Source organism: Streptomyces populi (assembly GCF_002911015.1).
GTDB classification, from domain to species: Bacteria; Actinomycetota; Actinomycetes; order Streptomycetales; family Streptomycetaceae; genus Streptomyces; species Streptomyces populi.
Window position 1 is genome coordinate 26,824 of sequence record NZ_KZ626886.1, and the last position, 17,848, is coordinate 44,671.

At 72.5% G+C, this 17,848-nt stretch carries 20 protein-coding genes; 14 read left to right on the forward strand and 6 right to left on the reverse strand.

Going from position 1 to position 17,848, the window contains the following annotated elements; translation table 11 throughout:
* Nucleotides 1–5 precede the first annotated feature (5 nt).
* From CW362_RS23365 to CW362_RS23400, 8 genes are all read left to right on the forward strand, one after another.
* On the forward strand, nucleotides 6–1,133 hold the full coding sequence (locus CW362_RS23365) for a ParA family protein (RefSeq protein ID WP_103551477.1): 1,128 nt from the start codon (nucleotides 6–8) through the stop codon (nucleotides 1,131–1,133).
* Nucleotides 1,118–1,696, forward strand: coding sequence for a hypothetical protein (locus CW362_RS23370; protein WP_103551478.1), 579 nt, complete (start codon nucleotides 1,118–1,120; stop codon nucleotides 1,694–1,696). The genes CW362_RS23365 and CW362_RS23370 overlap by 16 nt, the downstream gene beginning before the upstream one ends.
* An 18-nt stretch (nucleotides 1,697–1,714) precedes the next feature.
* Nucleotides 1,715–3,025: a segregation and condensation protein A gene (locus CW362_RS23375; protein ID WP_103551479.1), complete on the forward strand. Its 1,311-nt coding sequence runs from the start codon at nucleotides 1,715–1,717 to the stop codon at nucleotides 3,023–3,025.
* Nucleotides 3,022–3,678, forward strand: a complete 657-nt coding sequence (gene scpB, locus CW362_RS23380; RefSeq protein WP_103551480.1) for an SMC-Scp complex subunit ScpB — start codon at nucleotides 3,022–3,024, stop codon at nucleotides 3,676–3,678. Before CW362_RS23375 ends, scpB begins: the two co-directional genes overlap by 4 nt.
* A complete protein-coding gene (locus tag CW362_RS23385; RefSeq protein ID WP_103551481.1) occupies nucleotides 3,678–4,865 on the forward strand; it encodes a pseudouridine synthase in 1,188 nt (395 codons plus the stop codon). Before scpB ends, CW362_RS23385 begins: the two co-directional genes overlap by 1 nt.
* Nucleotides 4,866–5,035: 170 nt before the next feature.
* Nucleotides 5,036–5,779, forward strand: coding sequence for an NUDIX hydrolase (locus CW362_RS23390; RefSeq protein WP_103551482.1), 744 nt, complete (start codon nucleotides 5,036–5,038; stop codon nucleotides 5,777–5,779).
* Between the two features lie 11 nt (nucleotides 5,780–5,790).
* Complete coding sequence (locus tag CW362_RS23395) at nucleotides 5,791–6,813, forward strand: ADP-ribosylglycohydrolase family protein (RefSeq protein WP_103551483.1); 1,023 nt, start codon at nucleotides 5,791–5,793, stop codon at nucleotides 6,811–6,813.
* Nucleotides 6,814–6,816: 3 nt separating this feature from the next.
* Nucleotides 6,817–7,587 (forward strand): nucleotidyltransferase domain-containing protein, encoded by a 771-nt coding sequence (locus CW362_RS23400; RefSeq protein ID WP_103551484.1) that lies wholly within the window; start codon nucleotides 6,817–6,819, stop codon nucleotides 7,585–7,587.
* 32 nt (nucleotides 7,588–7,619) lie between these two features.
* On the opposite strand, the gene CW362_RS23405 is transcribed toward CW362_RS23400, so the two are convergent.
* The 4 genes from CW362_RS23405 to CW362_RS23420 all read right to left on the reverse strand — a co-directional run bounded on the left by CW362_RS23405 (nucleotide 7,620) and on the right by CW362_RS23420 (nucleotide 10,132).
* Nucleotides 7,620–8,273: a nucleotidyltransferase domain-containing protein gene (locus tag CW362_RS23405; RefSeq protein WP_240657986.1), complete on the reverse strand. Its 654-nt coding sequence runs from the start codon at nucleotides 8,271–8,273 to the stop codon at nucleotides 7,620–7,622.
* 165 nt (nucleotides 8,274–8,438) lie between these two features.
* Entirely contained in the window at nucleotides 8,439–8,849 is a 411-nt protein-coding gene (locus CW362_RS23410; protein ID WP_103551486.1) for a Rieske (2Fe-2S) protein, read from the reverse strand.
* Entirely contained in the window at nucleotides 8,846–9,430 is a 585-nt protein-coding gene (locus CW362_RS23415) for a DUF6529 family protein (RefSeq protein WP_103551487.1), read from the reverse strand. The genes CW362_RS23410 and CW362_RS23415 overlap by 4 nt, the downstream gene beginning before the upstream one ends.
* A 24-nt stretch (nucleotides 9,431–9,454) precedes the next feature.
* Nucleotides 9,455–10,132 (reverse strand): hypothetical protein, encoded by a 678-nt coding sequence (locus CW362_RS23420; protein WP_103551488.1) that lies wholly within the window; start codon nucleotides 10,130–10,132, stop codon nucleotides 9,455–9,457.
* Between the two features lie 257 nt (nucleotides 10,133–10,389).
* Here CW362_RS23420 and aroH point away from each other — a divergent pair, with 257 nt between their 5' ends.
* From aroH to der, 5 genes are all read left to right on the forward strand, one after another.
* A complete protein-coding gene (gene aroH, locus CW362_RS23425; RefSeq protein ID WP_037628600.1) occupies nucleotides 10,390–10,752 on the forward strand; it encodes a chorismate mutase in 363 nt (120 codons plus the stop codon).
* Nucleotides 10,749–11,834 carry a prephenate dehydrogenase gene (locus CW362_RS23430; protein ID WP_103551489.1) on the forward strand — a complete coding sequence of 362 codons (1,086 nt, stop codon included), beginning with the start codon at nucleotides 10,749–10,751 and terminating at the stop codon, nucleotides 11,832–11,834. The genes aroH and CW362_RS23430 overlap by 4 nt, the downstream gene beginning before the upstream one ends.
* 171 nt (nucleotides 11,835–12,005) lie before the next feature.
* Entirely contained in the window at nucleotides 12,006–12,701 is a 696-nt protein-coding gene (gene cmk / locus CW362_RS23435; protein ID WP_103551490.1) for a (d)CMP kinase, read from the forward strand.
* Nucleotides 12,702–12,754: 53 nt separating this feature from the next.
* Nucleotides 12,755–13,372: a lysophospholipid acyltransferase family protein gene (locus tag CW362_RS23440; RefSeq protein WP_103551513.1), complete on the forward strand. Its 618-nt coding sequence runs from the start codon at nucleotides 12,755–12,757 to the stop codon at nucleotides 13,370–13,372.
* Between the two features lie 77 nt (nucleotides 13,373–13,449).
* On the forward strand, nucleotides 13,450–14,928 hold the full coding sequence (gene der / locus CW362_RS23445; RefSeq protein WP_103551491.1) for a ribosome biogenesis GTPase Der: 1,479 nt from the start codon (nucleotides 13,450–13,452) through the stop codon (nucleotides 14,926–14,928).
* A 77-nt stretch (nucleotides 14,929–15,005) separates the two neighbouring features.
* Here the strand turns inward: der and CW362_RS23450 are convergent, their stop codons facing one another.
* Both CW362_RS23450 and CW362_RS23455 read right to left on the reverse strand, forming a co-directional pair.
* Entirely contained in the window at nucleotides 15,006–15,347 is a 342-nt protein-coding gene (locus CW362_RS23450; protein ID WP_103551492.1) for a hypothetical protein, read from the reverse strand.
* Between the two features lie 358 nt (nucleotides 15,348–15,705).
* Nucleotides 15,706–16,479, reverse strand: coding sequence for a hypothetical protein (locus tag CW362_RS23455; protein ID WP_103551493.1), 774 nt, complete (start codon nucleotides 16,477–16,479; stop codon nucleotides 15,706–15,708).
* A gap of 534 nt (nucleotides 16,480–17,013) precedes the next feature.
* Here CW362_RS23455 and CW362_RS23460 point away from each other — a divergent pair.
* Entirely contained in the window at nucleotides 17,014–17,727 is a 714-nt protein-coding gene (locus CW362_RS23460) for a LysM peptidoglycan-binding domain-containing protein (protein WP_103551494.1), read from the forward strand.
* Nucleotides 17,728–17,848: the final 121 nt, after the last annotated feature.

The following is a 17,848-nucleotide window of genomic DNA, read 5'->3' on the forward strand; positions in this document are numbered from 1 at the left end:
CAGGAATGCCGGCGCGGGGCCAGGACACCACGGGGCTCGAGGCTGTCGGCTCCGTCGCTGTCCGCACCTTCGCAGCCCACCAGAGTCCCCGGACGACTCAGACAGCACACCCGAGCATGGATGGCCATCACGTGAACGCCATGGCCGGCAACGGAAGTGGCGAGAACCACACCCACTTCGCCGACTACGACGAACTGCCCGAGGGGCACTTCTACGACCCCGACGCCGAGTACGAGCCCGATCCGGAGTACGCGGCCACGCTCGCGCCCGACGCGGCCCGTCAGCGCCGTGAGCGCATCGGTCCGACCGGGCGCCCGCTGCCGTACTTCCCGATCCCGGGTCCGCTGACCAGTCACGGCCCCGCGACGATCATCGCGATGTGCAACCAGAAGGGCGGCGTGGGCAAGACCACGTCGACCATCAACCTGGGGGCCGCGCTCGCGGAGTACGGACGCCGGGTGCTGCTCGTCGACTTCGACCCGCAGGGCGCGCTGTCCGTGGGACTCGGCGTCAACCCGATGGAGCTCGACCTCACCGTCTACAACCTGCTCATGGAGCGGGGCATGGCGGCCGACGAGGTGCTCCTGAAGACGGCGGTCCCGAACATGGACCTGCTGCCCAGCAACATCGACCTGTCCGCCGCCGAGGTGCAGCTGGTGAGCGAGGTCGCCCGTGAGTCCACGCTCCAGCGCGCCCTGAAGCCGCTGATGGCCGACTACGACTACATCGTGATCGACTGCCAGCCCTCGCTCGGCCTGCTCACCGTGAACGCGCTGACGGCGGCCCACAAGGTGATCGTGCCGCTGGAGTGCGAGTTCTTCGCGCTGCGCGGTGTCGCGCTGCTCACCGAGACGATCGAGAAGGTCCAGGAGCGGCTCAACCCCGAGCTGGAGCTCGACGGCATCCTCGCCACGATGTACGACTCCCGCACGGTGCACAGCCGTGAGGTGCTCGCGCGCGTCGTCGAGGCCTTCGACGATCACGTCTACCACACGGTGATCGGCCGGACCGTCCGCTTCCCGGAGACCACGGTCGCCGGTGAGCCGATCACCACGTACGCCTCCAACTCCGTCGGCGCCGCCGCCTACCGCCAGCTCGCCAGGGAGGTGCTCGCCCGGTGTCACGCCGAGTGAGTCTGCCGGGGGCCGACGAACTGTTCCGTACCACCGGGGGCATGGCGCTCCAGTCGTCCACCCCCACCCGCCGGACCAACGGCGAGACCCGGGTGCCGGCCCCGGCCGGCGAGAGCGACGCGGCGGCCGGGGAGGACGCGCCCCAGTCGGTGCCCGTCCAGGGCGGTGACGGCGAGGGCGACGAACACGTCGCCGCCGACGCCCAGTCCTCCGGCGCGGGGGAGTCGCGCAGCCGGGGGGGTGCCCCGGACCGTTCGGGGCGCGGTCGGCCGGCGCAGGAGGGATCCGCCGCTTCCTCCACGTCCGTGCAGTCGTCCCGCAAACGGGGACGCGCCGCGAACCGCCGGCCCAGCGGGCGGGAACGGCACGACGAGAAGATCACGGTGTACGTGTCCGCCGAGGAGCTGATGGACCTCGAACACGCGCGTCTGGTGCTCCGCGGTGAGCACGGTCTCGCCGTCGACCGCGGGCGGATCGTCCGTGAGGCGGTCGCCGTGGTCCTCGCGGACCTGGAGTCCCGCGGCGACGCGAGCATTCTCGTACGGCGACTGCGCGGGCGGTAGCGGTAGCCTTCGACGGTCATGACCTCGAACGTCCCGCCCCCGTCCGCCGCCTCCGGCGGCCGTCGGCGTGTGCTGGGCCGAGGTCCCGGAACGGCACCGGCTCCACCCGGGGCCGCCGAGCCGTCCGGCCCCCCGGCGCCGGTGGCGCCCGCCCGGCCGCCGGGAACGGCCGCCGAGCCGTCCGGCCCGGACGAGGGGGCCCGGGCGCCGGGACCGGCCCGGAAAGCCGGTACGGGGTCCGCGCGGACCGTGGAGCCCCCGAGCACCCCCGCGGAGCCGTTCGAGGCGCCCGTGGAAGGCCCCGCCGGGCCCGCGCGCCCCAGCGGGCCGGTCGAGCCCCCCGAGGCGCCCCAGGGCGGTCCTGCGGCGTCCACGGACCCGGGACCGGACTCGGGCGCCCGTGCCGTGCCCGGGGTGCCCGGCGGGACCACCGAGGCCGGTGAGGCGGCCGGGGCTTCCGGGGAGGGGCTCGAGGGCGGTCCCGGGGACTCCCGGGCCGGCGGTGTCTTCACGGTGCGGCTCTCGAATTTCGAGGGGCCCTTCGACCTGCTGCTCCAGTTGATCTCCAAGCACAAGCTCGACGTCACCGAAGTGGCGCTGTCCAAGGTCACCGACGAGTTCATGGCGCACATCCGGGCGATGGGCCCGGACTGGGACCTCGACCGGACGACCGAGTTCCTCGTCGTCGCGGCGACCCTGCTCGATCTGAAGACGGCCCGGCTGCTGCCGGCCGCGGAGGTCGAGGACGAGGCCGACCTGGCCCTGCTGGAGGCGCGGGACCTGCTGTTCGCCCGGCTGCTCCAGTACCGCGCGTACAAACAGATCGCCGACATCTTCAACGCGCGGCTGGCGGAGGAGTCCCGCCGATATCCCCGTACCGTCGGCCTGGAGGCGCAGTACGCCGAACTGCTGCCCGAGGTCGTCATCAGCATCGGGGCGGAGGGGCTCGCGAAGCTCGCCGTGAAGGCGATGCAGCCGAAACCCAAGCCGCAGGTGTACGTCGACCACATCCACGCGCCGCTCGTCAGCGTGCAGGAACAGGCCGGGATCGTGGTGGCACGGCTGCGGGAACTCGGCGAGGCCAGCTTCCGCTCGCTCGTCGAGGACACCGACGACGCCCTCACCGTGGTCGCGCGCTTCCTGGCCCTGCTGGAGCTCTACCGGGAGAAGGCCGTCGCCCTGGACCAGGAGGAGGCCCTCGGGGCCCTCATGGTGCGCTGGACCGGCGGGGAGGGCGACGAGGGGCCGCGCGTGACCGACGAGTTCGACCGGCCGGCCGAAGCGGTGAAGGACGGGGCGGGGCGCGGGAGCGAGAAGGAGAAGGCGTGAGCGAGGAGACCACCGGCACCCCCGCGGGGCCGCCCACCGTCGCCGACCTCGATCTCGGGGCCGCCCTGGAGGCCGTCCTGATGGTCGTGGACGAGCCGGCCACCGAGGAGCACCTCGCCAGGATCCTGGAGCGGCCCAGGCGGCAGATCGCGGACGCGCTGCGCGCGCTGGCCGACGAGTACACCGTCCAGGGCCGCGGTTTCGAGCTCAGGCTGATCGCGGGCGGCTGGCGCTTCTACTCGCGTCCCGCGTACGCGAGCGCCGTCGAACGCTTCGTCCTGGACGGCCAGCAGGCCCGGCTCACCCAGGCGGCCCTGGAGACGCTCGCCGTGGTCGCCTACCGCCAGCCGGTCAGCCGGTCCAGGGTCTCCGCGGTCCGCGGAGTCAACTGCGACGGCGTGATGCGCACCCTCCTCCAGCGCGGTCTGGTCGAGGAGGCGGGCACGGAACCCGAAACAGGTGCGATCCTGTACACGACGACGAACTACTTCCTGGAGCGAATGGGCCTGCGCGGCCTGGACGAGCTCCCGGAGCTCGCGCCCTTCCTCCCCGAGGCGGACGCGATCGAGGCAGAGACGCTGGAAGGGGTCCCGTCGTTCGATCCGGACGCACCGGATGCAGACGCAGACGACACGACGACGACGGAACTTTGATGCGAAGCAGTGGCAGCGGCAGTGGCAGGAACAGCGGGAGCGGCAAGCCGCGCGGAACCGGCGGGAGCGGCGGTTCGCGCGGCGGCGGCGCGCCCCGCGGGACCGGCGGGGGCGGTGGCTCGCGCGGCAGTGGCGGGAGCGGCTCGCGCGGGAGCGGCGGCGGCTTCCAGCCGAGGAGCTCGGCCGCGGGACGCGACGACCGGCCGAAGCGCCCCAGCAAGCCCCGTCCCGAGGAGCGCCTCTACGACGTAGGCCCCGGCGCCTCGCAGGGCGGCCCCAAGTCCGGCCGCGGAGCCTCCGCGCGCGGAGGCGCCAAGGGCGGCCCCCGGCAGAGCCAGCAGCGCGGCGGCCGGACCGAGCCCGCCCGCTCGCGCGAGTACGAGACCCGGGCCGAGGAGCGCAACCGCGACCGGTACGCGGGCAAGCCGGAGATCAAGCTGCCCAAGACGTTCCCGGGCGCCGAGCAGGAGGGCGAGCGCCTGCAGAAGGTGCTCGCGCGCGCGGGCTACGGATCCCGGCGGGCCTGCGAGGAACTGGTCGAGCAGGCCAGGGTCGAGGTCAACGGTCAGATCGTCCTGGAGCAGGGCCTGCGCGTCGACACGGACAAGGACGAGATCAAGGTCGACGGTCTGACCGTCGCCACGCAGTCGTACCAGTTCTTCTCGCTGAACAAGCCGGCCGGCGTCGTCTCCACGATGGAGGACAACGAGGGCCGCCAGTGCCTCGGCGACTACGTGACGAACCGCGAGACGCGGCTCTTCCACGTGGGCCGGCTCGACACCGAGACCGAGGGCGTCATCCTGCTCACCAACCACGGAGAGCTGGCGCACCGGCTGACCCACCCCAAGTACGGCGTGAAGAAGGTCTACCTCGCGCACATCGTGGGCCCGATCCCGCGCGACCTGGGCAAGCGGCTTAAGGACGGCATCCAGCTGGAGGACGGGTACGCGAAGGCGGACCACTTCCGCGTCGTCGAGCAGACCGGCAAGAACTACCTCGTCGAGGTCACCCTGCACGAGGGCCGCAAGCACATCGTGCGCCGCATGCTCGCCGAGGCCGGGTTCCCGGTCGACAAGCTGGTGCGTGTCGCCTTCGGACCGATCACCCTGGGCGACCAGAAGTCGGGCTGGCTGCGTCGCCTGTCGAACACCGAGGTCGGCATGCTCATGGCCGAGGTCGGTCTCTGACCTCCGCGAACCCCTGCGACGGCCGGTCCCGGAACTTCTCCGGGGCCGGCCGGTCCGTTTTCCGTCCCTCCGGCGGCAACTTCCCCGGCCGAAAGCCTTGTTGACACCCGGCGCTCCCTTTATGGTCGTACTGACCATGGTCAAGGTGACCATGAAGGAGGGGCGTGGGGGTGGAGGCGGAAGAGAACCGGGTCCCGGGAGGCGCGGCACCCGAGGGCTACGACAGGTACGCCTTCGAACCCTTCGCCGTCACCGTCGACCTGGCCGTCCTGACCGTGCGCGCGGGCGCGCTCCAGGTGCTGCTGGTCGAGCGGGGCACGGAACCGTACGCCGGCCGCTGGGCCCTGCCCGGCGGCTTCGTGCTGCCCCGCGAGTCCGCCGAGGAGGCGGCCCGGCGCGAACTCGCCGAGGAGACCGGCCTGTCGGACCTGACGGGGCTCCACCTGGAGCAGCTGCGGACCTACAGCGAACCCGGCCGCGACCCTCGGATGAGGGTCGTCTCCGTCGCGTTCGCCGCCCTGCTGCCCGACCCTCCGGAACCGCACGGCGGCGGCGACGCGGCACAGGCCCGGTGGCTGCCGTTCGACGGCCTCGGCCCGCTCGCCTTCGACCACGACCGGATCCTCGCCGACGCCCATGAACGCGTGGGCGCCAAACTCGAGTACTCCTGTCTCGCCACCTCCTTCTGCCCGCCCGAGTTCACCCTCGGAGAGCTCCAGCACGTCTACGAGACGGTGTGGGGCACCGCGCTCGACCGGCCCAACTTCCGGCGCAAGGTCCTCGCCACGCCCGGATTCGTCGAACAGGTCCCCGGTGCCGCGCGCCTCACCGGCGGCCGCGGCAAACCCGCCGCCCTCTACCGCGCGGGCGGCGCCAAGGTCCTGCACCCACCCCTGCTGCGTCCCACCCCGTAAGGACGGCCCCGATGACCAGCACGACCCCGACCAAGCGCGCCGCCACCGGTTCCCTCATCGGTCTGGCCCTCGGCGACGCGCTCGGGTTCCCCACCGAGTTCAACACCGTGCCCGCCATTCTCGAGAAGTGCGGCCCCTGGCGGCAGATGGCGCTGCCCAGGCCCGCGATCGTCACCGACGACACCCAGATGACCCTGGCGCTCGCCAAAGGGCTGCGCACCGCCATGGACCGCGGGCTGCTCGGCCCGCTGCGGATGGAACGGCCGGTGCGCGAGGAGTTCGTGGACTGGTACCAGTCGCCCGAGAACAACCGGGCCCCCGGCCGGACCTGCCTGACCGCCTGCAACCTCCTCAAGGACGAGGGGCGCCGTTGGCAGGAGGCCAGCCAGACCGGCTCCAAGGGCTGCGGCGCCAACATGCGCGTCGCGCCCGTCGGGCTCGCCCGCGGACTCAGCGACGAACAGCGCGCGGGCGCGGCCCAGCTCCAGGCCGCGCTCACCCACGGCCACCCCACGGCGCTCGCCGCCTCGGAGCTCACCGCGCACACCGTCCGGCTGCTCTCGCAGGGTGCCGAACCCGCGGAACTGATCGGCCTGCTGCTCGCCCACGCGCACGAGAACCGGTACCGCTACCACTCGCGCTGGCTCGGCGACCTGTGGACCTTCTGCCACGACGCCGGCCCCGAGCAGTACATCTCCCGCGGCTGGGACGAGTGCATCGCGGTCCTGGAGAACCTCCGCCTGGCCGTGCGCACCGCCTCGCCCGAGGACGATCCCTGCCTGGCCACCGGCGCGGGCTGGATCGCCGAGGAGGCGTTCGCCACCGGGCTGCTGTGCTTCCTGATGTTCGTCGACGAACCCGTCACCGCGCTGCGCCGGGCCGCCTGCACCTCGGGCGACTCCGACTCCATCGCCTGCCTGACCGGGGCGTTCGCGGGCGCCCACCACGGCGCGGAGGCCTGGCCGGGCGACTGGGCCGACCGCATCGAGTACCAGAGCGACCTCATGTCCCTGGGGGCGCTCTGGGATGCTTGAGCCATGACAGACGTCCTCGGCATCGGCCCCGACCTCGCGAGTGTGGTGGGCGAACAGCCCGACCCCGTGCTCTTCGCCACCGTCTCGGGGGCGCACCTGTACGGCTTCCCCTCGCGCGACTCCGACGTCGACCTGCGCGGTGTCCACCTGCTGCCGACGGCCGACCTGGTCGGGCTGACCGAGCCGGAGGAGACCCGGTCCCGCATGTGGTTCCGGGACGGGACCGAGATGGACCTGGTCACCCACGACCTGCGCAAGTTCGTACGGCTGATGCTGCGGCGCAACGGCTATGTGCTGGAACAGCTGCTGTCGCCGCTGGTCGTGCACACCGGCGACGAGCACCGTGAGCTGATCTCGTTCGCCCCCGGGGTCGTCACCCGCCACCACGCCCACCACTACCGGGGGTTCGCGGCCACGCAGTGGCGGCTCTTCGAGAAGAGCGGGGAGCTCAAGCCGCTGCTCTACACGTTCCGCGTGCTGCTCACCGGCATCCACCTCATGCGCAGCGGCGAGGTGCAGGCCGACCTGCCCACTCTGGCGGGGCAGATCGCCTCTCCCGCGTACCTCCCGGACCTGATCGCCGCCAAGGCGGAGCGTGAGCACGGGCCCGCGGACGTTCCGCGCGCCCGGGTGGAGGAGGACGTGGAGCGCCTGCACGTCCTCCTCGACGAGGCGCAGGACGCCTCCGAGCTGCCGGACGCCCCCTCCGCCCACGACGACCTGCACGCCTTCGTCGTCAGGGTCCGTCTGGAGGGGGTCCGGGAGGGCCGGTAGTCCTCCGGGACTCCGTCGGGCGCCCCGGAGGGCTACCGGTCCCCGACGGCGTCCCGGAGCGCCGAGGCCCGCCGGACCCGGACCAGGAAGTCCTCCACGCGCGCGTGGTCCGGCTCGGGCGGGAGCGGGCTGCCGGCGGCCGCCTCGTCGGTCTCCGCCGCCAGCCGGACCATCCGGCGGTCGACCTCGTCCCAGGACACCTCGCCCCGCTTCACCGCGAGCAGCGGCTCGCGCTGCTCCCCGACGTCGATCGTCAGGGACCCGGTGCGCAGCAGATCGCGCGAACTCGTCAGCAGGCGCAGCAGGTGCATGGCGTGCTTCCAGCGCGGGGCGCCGTGCGTGCGGACGTCGGCCTCCAGTTTCTTGCGCTGGCCCAGGGCGTAGCGGGCGAACGTCTCGTGCGCCTGACGGGAGAGGAACGCCCCGCGCAGGGCGAGGAGCTCGCGGCCGGTGTCGTCCACGTGCTCGACGAGCGGGGAGTGCAGGCACTCCAGGATGTTCGGGTTGGAACGCAGCGCGAGCGAACAGAACCGCTCCAGCTCCCAGCTGAACTGCTCCGGCTCCGGGCCCTCGACGTGCGTCGGCGGTTTCTCGAAGCGCCAGAACAGCGGGGTCGGGGCGAGGAAGACGCCCCGGACGTCCGTGTCACTGGTGTCCGTGGCCAGTCCGAAAGCGCGTGACCCCATCACACAGGAGTAGACGGTGTGGTCCCGCACCAGGGAGAGCCCGGCCGCGGAGATCGCCGGGGCGGGTGACCCGGAGGACGCCGCCGGCGCGGGGGAGGACGGATGTGCCGGGGCTGCCCGGTCTGCGGGAGGTTCGGAGCGCATGCCGGGAGCGTACGGGCCCGCTCACGCCAGGCGGATCGAGTTTCCCTCCACGGTGATCTTCTCCGCGGGCAGCGGCCGCGTCGCGGGACCGGCCTTCACCGCCCCGTCCTCGACGCTGAACCTGCTGCCGTGGCACGGACAGTCGATGGTGCCGTTCGCGACCTTGTCGACGAGGCACCCCTGGTGCGTGCAGACCGCCGAGAAGGCCTTGAAGTCGCCCTTCGCCGGCTGGGTGACGACGACCTTCTGGTCCTTGAAGACCGTGCCCCCGCCGACCGGGACGGCGCCCGTCGTGGTGAGCTGCTGGCCGCTGGAGGCCTTCGGGGACGCGTCCGAGGAGCCGCTGCCGCTGTCGTACGTGCTGCATCCCGCGAGCAGCGCGGACGCCCCCGTGGCGAGGATCACCGTGCGCCGCGTCGAGCGGTGGGTCATGTCGTCACTCCGAACGTGCGGAAGAACCAGAAGGCGGACGTCAGCCAGACGGCGGTGAGCACGGCGAAGACGAGGCCGCCGATGACGGGCAGCAGCCAGCCGGGCAGGCGCTCCGAGCGGAGCAGCAGCATCTTGGCACTGAAGGCACCGAAGAAGAAGCACCCCAGGAGCGAGTGCCACATGACGCGGGTGCTGTACGTCTGATAGCCCAACGCGTACAGACAGTGGACCGCGACCGGCACCGCCACCAGGAACGCGATCCGTCCCGACCACCGGTGCAGCGCCGCCGCCCAGGCCGGGCCGGGCAGCTTCCCGTACAGCATGAGCGCCGAGACGAGCTGGACGAGGGCGAAGAAGAACGCCGTCGTCGCCAGCCAGGACTTCACGGCGCCCGTGCTGCTGAAACCGGCGAGGTTGAAGGCCGTTCCCGTGGGGTCGTGGACCTTGCCGTAGACGCCGAGGCCGACCGCGACGGCCGCGGCGACCAGGGCCGGGACGAGATAGCGCGTCGCGCCCGGGCGGCCGTGGCCGGGCGGCGGAGTGGGAAAGCCCTGGGTGGCGGCGTTCGGGTCCACGGTCATGAACGGCTCCTGTGGCAGAGGAGGTCAGGGGGTGACGGGACGGGCGACGATCTTCTGGCCGTCGATCGTCACGGCGCCGGTCTCCGGATCGATCTCCGGTGCCGCCGAAGGCGTGCCGTCGCGCTCGACGACACCGACCTGCTTTCCGCCGGGCAGCACGATCCAGCCGCCGTCGATCTTCGCTCCGCGCACGGTGGCCGTCGCCCGGTACAGGCCGGAGGGCTTGACGGCCCTGTCGGCGGTGAACGCGTAGCGCTGCCCGCCGACGTCGGCCGTGCCGCGGATCAGCTTGTCGTCCTCGAGGGTGCCGTTCAGCTCGTCGCCGTTCCCGCCCGTGAGCTTCATCGTGCCGTCGGCCTCGACATCACCCTTCAGCCAGGACTCCTTGTCGTGCCCGTCGCAGAAGTACGCGATCGCCCGGCCGCCCCGCAGGGAGACCGCGACCGCCGAGGAGCCGTCGTCGGTGCGGCCCGCGTAGTCGGCGTTGGTGACGGCGCCGCGCGACGGCGAGGGACTCGGCGGGGGGCTCGGTGACGGCGAGGCGGTGGCCGTCGGCGCGGTGGCCGACACCGAGACGCCCGGCGACGCCTGCCGGTACGGGTTCGACGCGTTCTTCGTCCCCGTCGTCGCGTTGAGCACCAGCAGGAACACGGCGAACACGAGCCCCGCGAGGAGGGTGAGAAGGGGTCCTGGTCGCTTCATCCGTGCCTCCCCCGGGGGCGGGTCTCCTGCCATGAGAGCGGACGCGTGCGCCCGAGTCCAGAGCCACACGGGCGCGTTCTCACCGGACGCCGCGGAATGGGGCGATCCGGGTGACACCGGTGCCGCCGGACGGCCGATGCCGACCGGATCCGGCGCGCGGCCCCCGTCTCGTCAGGCGGGCGCCGCGCACCCGCGCCCGGAGGGCTGACTACGCTGGAGTGACACGACGTTCACACAGATCAGCGAGGAGCATCACCGTGGCGGTACGAGCGGTCCGGGGCGCCGTCCAACTGGAACGGGACGAGGCCGGACACATGGACGAGCAGGTCAGCGAGCTGCTCACCGCCATCCTGGAGCGCAACGCGCTGACCACGGACGACCTGATCAGCATCTGGTTCACGGCGACCCCCGATCTGCACAGCGACTTCCCGGCCGCGGCGGCCCGCAAGCTCGGCATCGTCGACGTCCCGCTGATCTGCGCGCAGGAGCTGGACATCGAGGGCGCGATGCCCCGGGTGGTCCGGGTCCTCGCGCACATCGAGTCCGACCGGCCGCGCGCCGACGTCGTGCACGTCTACCTCGGCGCCGCGGGCGCCCTGCGCAAGGACATCGCCCAGTGAGGACCGCGCTCGTCATCGGAACCGGGCTGATCGGCACGTCCGCGGCCCTCGCGCTCGCCGCCCGCGGTGTCGTCGTCCACCTCGCCGACCACGACCCGGAGCAGGCCCGTACCGCGGCCGCGCTCGGCGCCGGCACGGACGAGGCCCCCGAGGGGCCGGTCGACCTCGCGATCGTCGCCGCCCCGCCGGCGCACGTCGCCGCGACGCTCGCGGACGCCATGCGCCGCGGTCTCGCCCGCGGCTACCTCGACGTCGCCAGCGTCAAGGGCGGTCCCCGCCGCGAGCTGGAGGCGCTCGGCCTCGACCTCACCCCGTACATCGGCACGCACCCCATGTCGGGACGCGAGAAGTCCGGCCCGCTGGCCGCGAGCGGCGACCTCTTCGAGGGCCGGCCCTGGGTGCTCACCCCGACCCGGGACACGGACACCGAGGTCCTGAACCTCGCCCTGGAACTGGTGTCGCACTGCCGTGCCGTGCCCGTCGTCATGGACGCGGACGCCCACGACCGCGCCGTGGCGCTCGTCTCGCACATGCCGCACCTGGTGTCCAGCATGGTCGCGGCCCGCCTGGAGCACGCCGAGGAGACGGCGGTACGGCTCTGCGGACAGGGCATCCGCGACGTGACCCGGATCGCGGCCTCCGACCCCCGGATGTGGATCGACATCCTCTCCGCGAACCCGGGCCCCGTCGCGGACCTCCTCGCCGACGTCTCCGCCGACCTCGACGAGACGGTCCGGGCCCTGCGCGCCCTCCAGTCCTCCGACGAGGCCAAGCGCCGCGAGGGCGCCGGCGGCATCGAGGACGTCCTGCGCCGCGGCAACGCGGGCCAGGTCCGCGTCCCCGGCAAGCACGGCTCCGCGCCGCGCGTCTACGAGGTCGTGGCCGTCCTCATCGACGACCAGCCCGGTCAGCTCGCCCGCATCTTCGCCGACGCCGGGATGGCCGGGGTCAACATCGAGGACGTGCGCATCGAGCACGCGACCGGTCAGCAGGCCGGTCTGGTGCAGCTGATGGTGGAGCCGAAGGCGGTGCCGGTGCTCGGCGCCGCGCTGCGGGAACGGGGCTGGGCGCTGCGCCAGTGAGGGCGCCGGCGGTACCGCCCCCGGGAGGCCGGTGGCACCGCCTCCGGGAGGCCGGTGGCACCGCCCCCGGGAAGGGCCAGTAATACGGGGTCCGCGAGGCCGGTAACCTTGTGCGGGGCGCGCTCGCGCCCCGCAGAGACCTCCACCCCGCACCAGGAAGGTGTTCCCACCGTGGAAAACGGCGCCGCCCGTACCGCCCAGGCTGTGATTGTCGCCATCGACGGCCCCTCCGGCACGGGCAAGTCGAGCACCTCGAAGGCCGTGGCCGCCAAGCTCGGCCTGAGCTACCTGGACACCGGCGCCCAGTACCGCGCCATCACGTGGTGGATGGTCAGCAACGACATCGACATCACGGACCCCTCCGCGATCGCCGCCGTCGCCGGGAAGCCGGAGATCGTCTCCGGCACCGACCCGGCCGAGCCGACCATCACGGTCGACGGGACCGACGTCGCCGGCCCGATCCGTACGCAGGAGGTCACCTCCAAGGTCAGCGCGGTCAGCGCCGTGCCCGAGGTGCGTGCCCGGATCACCGAGTTGCAGCGCGCCCTCGCCGCGTCCGCGCCGGCCGGCATCGTCGTCGAGGGCCGCGACATCGGCACCACCGTGCTGCCCGACGCCGACCTGAAGATCTTCCTCACCGCCTCCCCGGAGGCGCGTGCCGCCCGCCGCAGCGGCGAGCTGAAGGGCGCGGACATCAACGCGACCCGTGAGGCGCTGGTCAAGCGGGACGCGGCCGACTCCAGCCGCAAGACCTCCCCCCTCGCCAAGGCGGACGACGCGGTCGAGGTGGACACCTCCGACCTCACGCTCCAGCAGGTCATCGAGTGTGTCGTCACCCTCGTCGAGGAGAAGCGGGCCGCCGCGTGAGCGCACCCTCCGCGAGAGGCGCCGAGGTCGGACGCCGCATCGGCGTCGGCCTGATGTACGGGCTGTGGAAGCCGCGCGTCCTCGGTGCCTGGAAGGTCCCGGCGACCGGCCCGGTGATCCTGGCCGTGAACCACTCGCACAACATCGACGGGCCGATGGTCATGGGCGTCGCGCCCAGGCCCACGCACTTCCTGATCAAGAAGGAGGCGTTCGTCGGCCCGCTCGACCCGTTCCTGCTGGGCATCGGCCAGCTGAAGGTCGACCGGGAGATCGCCGACCGCGCCGCCATCACCGACGCCCTCGGCGTCCTGGCCTCCGGCGGGGTCCTCGGGATCTTCCCGGAGGGCACCCGGGGCGAGGGCGACTTCGCCTCGCTGCGGGCCGGGCTCGCGTACTTCGCGGTGCGCAGCGGGGCCCCGATCGTCCCCGTGGCGGTGCTGGGGAGTTCCGAGCGGACCAGCCGGCTCACCAAGGCGCTGCCCCCGCTGCGCAGCAGGGTCGACGTCGTCTTCGGCGACCCCTTCGAAGCGGGCGACGGCAGCGGCCGACGTACGCGACAGGCACTGGACGAGGCCACCGGCCGCATCCAGAAGCAGCTCAGCGCCCATCTGGACCATGCCAGACACCTGACCGGACGCCGGGAAAACACCGGGCGCGCCACCGGGCGTTAGGCGACACTTAGTAGTGGATCACCCGGTTTGCGGGCGATCCACCGATCACCACGAATGAACGACGAGGTACGGACTTCATGAACGACCACATCCAGCCCGACGGCTCGGCAGAGCACGACCACGGGGCGCTTGGCGATGCCGAGTACGCGGAGTTCATGGAGCTCGCCGCGGAAGAGGGCTTCGACATCGAGGACGTCGAGGGCGCGATCGAGGAGGCGGGCCACGGCCCGCTGCCCGTCCTCGCCGTCGTCGGCCGCCCGAACGTCGGCAAGTCGACCCTGGTCAACCGCATCATCGGCCGCCGCGAGGCGGTCGTCGAGGACAAGCCCGGCGTCACCCGTGACCGCGTCACCTACGAGGCCGAGTGGGCGGGCCGCCGCTTCAAGGTCGTGGACACCGGCGGCTGGGAGCAGGACGTCCTCGGCATCGACGCGTCCGTCGCCGCCCAGGCGGAGTACGCGATCGAGGCCTCCGACGCGGTCGTCTTCGTCGTCGACGCCAAGGTCGGCGCGACCGACACCGACGAGGCGGTCGTACGTCTCCTCCGCAAGGCCGGCAAGCCCGTGGTCCTGTGCGCCAACAAGGTCGACGGCATGAGCGGCGAGTCCGACGCCGCGTACCTGTGGTCCCTCGGCCTCGGCGAGCCGCACCCGGTCTCCGCGCTGCACGGCCGCGGCACCGGCGACATGCTCGACGCCGTCCTGGAGGCGCTGCCCGAGGCTCCGGCGCAGACCTTCGGCACCGCGGTCGGCGGACCCCGCCGCATCGCCCTCATCGGCCGGCCGAACGTCGGCAAGTCCTCGCTGCTGAACAAGGTGGCGGGCGAGGAGCGCGTGGTCGTCAACGAGCTCGCGGGCACCACCCGGGACCCGGTCGACGAGCTCATCGACCTCGGCGGCATCACCTGGAAGTTCGTCGACACGGCGGGCATCCGCAAGCGCGTCCACCTCCAGCAGGGCGCCGACTACTACGCCTCGCTGCGCACCGCCGCCGCCGTCGAGAAGGCCGAGGTCGCGGTCATCCTGATCGACGCCTCCGAGACCATCTCGGTGCAGGACCAGCGCATCGTCACCATGGCCGTCGAGGCCGGCCGCGCCGTCGTCCTCGCCTTCAACAAGTGGGACACCCTCGACGAGGAGCGCCGCTACTACCTGGAGCGGGAGATCGAGACCGAGCTCCTCCAGGTGGCCTGGGCGCCCCGGGTGAACGTCTCGGCCCGCACCGGCCGCCACATGGAGAAGCTCGTCCCCGCGATCGAGACGGCCCTGGAGGGCTGGGAGACCCGCGTCCCGACCGGCCGCCTGAACGCCTTCCTCGGCGAGCTGGTCGCCGCCCACCCGCACCCGGTCCGCGGCGGCAAGCAGCCCCGCATCCTGTTCGGCACGCAGGCGGGCACCAAGCCCCCGCGGTTCGTGCTCTTCGCCTCCGGCTTCATCGAGGCGGGTTACCGCCGCTTCATCGAGCGCCGGCTGCGCGAGGAGTTCGGCTTCGAGGGCACGCCGCTCCACATCTCGGTGCGGGTGCGCGAGAAGCGCGGCGCCAACAAGAAGAAGTAGTACCCACGCGTGACGTGTGAGGGGCGGCTCCCTGGGGGAGCCGCCCCTCACACGTCAGCGCTCACGGACCTCGCCGCTCACAGGCCCCTGCGCGGGGCGGGCGGCAGTGCGGCCGGGACGTGGTGCATGCCGGTGCCCTGCTGGCGCCCGCCCGGCTGCCAGACGGCCGTCGTCGTCGTGGTGTGTCCGTGCTGCGCGGCGATCTGCCGGGTCGTCTGCGCCCCCGCGCTGTACGAGCTGTACGTGCCCGAGGAGCTGAACGAGTTCGGACCGCGCCCGAGGATCCCGAAGGCCTTGAAGCCCAGGTTCTCCTCACCGTGCCGGTCGCCGGGCAGGGTCCTGAACGCTTTGATCCACTCGGCGTGGAGCGCGTCGTAGATCGGCGTGGCCGATGAGCCGCCCTGATGAGGGTCGTACACCGGTCGTGACGCCGTCACCTCTCTGCTCGGACGGAGGGGGGAGCCAGAGGCAGGGACCGGCTGGAAGGGCCGGTGGCCGGGGACGTCGTAGGTGTGCACGTACGTGCCAACGACCCAGCCGCCCAACGGATGCGGCAGGAACGGTCATTTCATGAGTTGTCCGGAGTGAGCGGCGCGCGCGGGGGCGCGGGGCACCGCACGGGCACCTGCCCGGCCGCCCGCGGCCCCCGCCGCACCCCACGCGCCGCCGCGCCCTCACGCCCCCGCGCGGACCCGGTGAACTCCGGCGAACGCCAGGGCGTCGGTCCGCCTCCGGTTCACCGGTGGATCCCGCCGGGCCCCGGCCCGGCGGGTGCCCTCACGTGCCGGCGAGCGGCATCGCCGCCGCGACCAGCTTGCCGTTGGCCGCCGCCTTGTCGAGCGCGTCGCGCAGCAGGTCCTCCCGGGGCTGACGGCCGATCGAGCCGACCGGCGCCGCGAACAGGAGCACCTGCTGGAGCTTGTTGGCCGCGGCGCGCCAGCTGTCGGTGACCTGGAGCGCCTGGTGGGCCTGCCACCAGGCGACGGGCGAGCCGCCTCCGGCGCCCGGCTGGAGCACGGCGTGCAGCTGGCCCGCCGCCAGCAGGACGGACCAGCCGTGCAGGACGGGCGGTACCGAGTTCAGTTCGGTCGCGGGCATGAAGCCCTGCTCGATCAGCAGGGGCAGGAAGTCGTCGCCGATGTCGGTCGAGCCGGGGCGCACGATCGGCCCGGTCGGCTCGACGACGAGCGCCGGGTGCAGTTCACCGTTGATCAGGACGAGTCCGCTGGTGACGCCGAGCACGGCCTGCTCGGGGGCGAGGTCGGCGGGCGCGCCGTCGGGGTGGATCGAGCGGACGGCGCCCTGGAGCTGTTCCTCGGTGACCTGCACGACCTGTGAGGGCAGGCAGGTGGCGTGGGCGAAGGCGAGGACGGCGGTCTCGTCGCCGATGAACAGGACGGTGCTGGTGCGCTCCTGTTCCGAGTCGCCCGGGGTGCGGCACGACGTGCAGTCGTAACTGCCGGGGGCGTTCTCTCCGGCGAGCAGCCGGTCGGCTTCTTCGTCGCCGATCTCGGCGCGTACGTCGTCGCTGACGTCGAGCATGCGCGGCACGGTGGCTCCTCGGGATGCGGTGCGTGACGGTGCCGGGTGGCTCCCGGCCCATGGGCCGGGGGTTCCCGGCTCATGAAGATGTCAACGGGTGATCTGTGGCCGGAGTCACGCCCGAGAGCGAACGGAATCGAACCATCCGACGCCCAGGGTGAAGACACCCCCGGAATCGGTTACTCCCAGTCAACTTCAAGAAGTACGAGGGAAGTTGAACGGGTGAAGTGAGTCACAGATCGCAAGGGGTGCAGGTCGACAAATCCGGAAATCACCCAATGAAATGGGTGGCCGAAAATCGACGATACCCAGGGTAACGGCTAACTGGCCTCGAATGACAAGGAGTTGGTTGATATCGGGGCGCCCGGCTCCATAGATTCCTGCGCCGTGTGCAACGAGCACCGCTCGGGTACGTCCGCCGGCCGATCCGCTCCGGATCGCAGCACGCCGTCGGCGGACGGGTCGGAGCGCGACGGCCGCGTCCTACACGCAGGTCGTCGCGTCCCTTCCTGGGGGACCCCGGGTGTTTCGAGAGGGAAATACATGTCCGCATGTGCCGACAGCACTCACGGGAACGGTCACAAGGCTCGTACGGCGAACAAGACACGTACGACGGCGGTCCTCGCCGGGGCGGCACTGCTCGCCCCGCTCGGACTGCTCGCCGCGACCGGCGACGCCGCCGCGGCCGACAGTGGAGTGTGGGACCGCATCGCCCAGTGCGAGAGCGGCGGCAACTGGCACATCAACACCGGCAACGGCTACTACGGGGGACTCCAGTTCTCCGCCGGCACCTGGCGCGCCTACGGGGGCACGGCGTACGCGCCGACCGCCGACAAGGCGTCCAGGAGCGCGCAGATAGCCGTCGCGAACAAGGTCCAGAGCGCACAGGGGTGGGGTGCCTGGCCCACCTGCTCGGCCCGCGCCGGGGCCTACGGGAAGGCGCCCGCCTCCTCGGGCGCCGGGTCGTCCACGGGATCGACGGCCGGCAAGTCGGCCGCCAAGCCGGCCACCAGGTCCGCTTCCGGGCCGACGCACGAGCAGACCCGGCGGTCCGTCCCGGCGAAGACGCCGGCCCGGGCGCCGGACCACGTCGGCCGCGGCTCGTCCCGGGGCGACTACACCGTCCGCGAAGGCGACACCCTGAGTGCCATCGCCGCGCGGCACGGGACCACCTGGCGGAAGATCTACGCCGCCAACAAGTCCGTGATCGGCGGTGATCCCGACCTGATCGTGCCCGGGCAGCGGCTCGACTTCTGAGCCACGCTCCCCCTCGTCCCGGGCACAAGGCCCCACCCGGTCGTCCGACCGGGTGGGGCCCCGGGCGTGCCGGGCGCGGGCTGGGCGGGCGGGCGGCCCGCGCTGCTTAGCGTGGCGCGAT

Coding starts and splice junctions, on each gene's coding strand:
- CW362_RS23365 (WP_103551477.1), top strand. CDS start 6: ATGCCGGCGCGGGGCCAGGACACCACGGGGCTCGAGGCTGTCGGCTCC.
- CW362_RS23375 (WP_103551479.1), top strand. CDS start 1,715: ATGACCTCGAACGTCCCGCCCCCGTCCGCCGCCTCCGGCGGCCGTCGG.
- CW362_RS23385 (WP_103551481.1), top strand. CDS start 3,678: ATGCGAAGCAGTGGCAGCGGCAGTGGCAGGAACAGCGGGAGCGGCAAG.
- CW362_RS23395 (WP_103551483.1), top strand. CDS start 5,791: ATGACCAGCACGACCCCGACCAAGCGCGCCGCCACCGGTTCCCTCATC.
- CW362_RS23400 (WP_103551484.1), top strand. CDS start 6,817: ATGACAGACGTCCTCGGCATCGGCCCCGACCTCGCGAGTGTGGTGGGC.
- CW362_RS23405 (WP_240657986.1), bottom strand. CDS start 8,273: ATGGGGTCACGCGCTTTCGGACTGGCCACGGACACCAGTGACACGGAC.
- CW362_RS23410 (WP_103551486.1), bottom strand. CDS start 8,849: ATGACCCACCGCTCGACGCGGCGCACGGTGATCCTCGCCACGGGGGCG.
- CW362_RS23415 (WP_103551487.1), bottom strand. CDS start 9,430: ATGACCGTGGACCCGAACGCCGCCACCCAGGGCTTTCCCACTCCGCCG.
- CW362_RS23420 (WP_103551488.1), bottom strand. CDS start 10,132: ATGAAGCGACCAGGACCCCTTCTCACCCTCCTCGCGGGGCTCGTGTTC.
- CW362_RS23440 (WP_103551513.1), top strand. CDS start 12,755: ATGTACGGGCTGTGGAAGCCGCGCGTCCTCGGTGCCTGGAAGGTCCCG.
- der (WP_103551491.1), top strand. CDS start 13,450: ATGAACGACCACATCCAGCCCGACGGCTCGGCAGAGCACGACCACGGG.
- CW362_RS23460 (WP_103551494.1), top strand. CDS start 17,014: ATGTCCGCATGTGCCGACAGCACTCACGGGAACGGTCACAAGGCTCGT.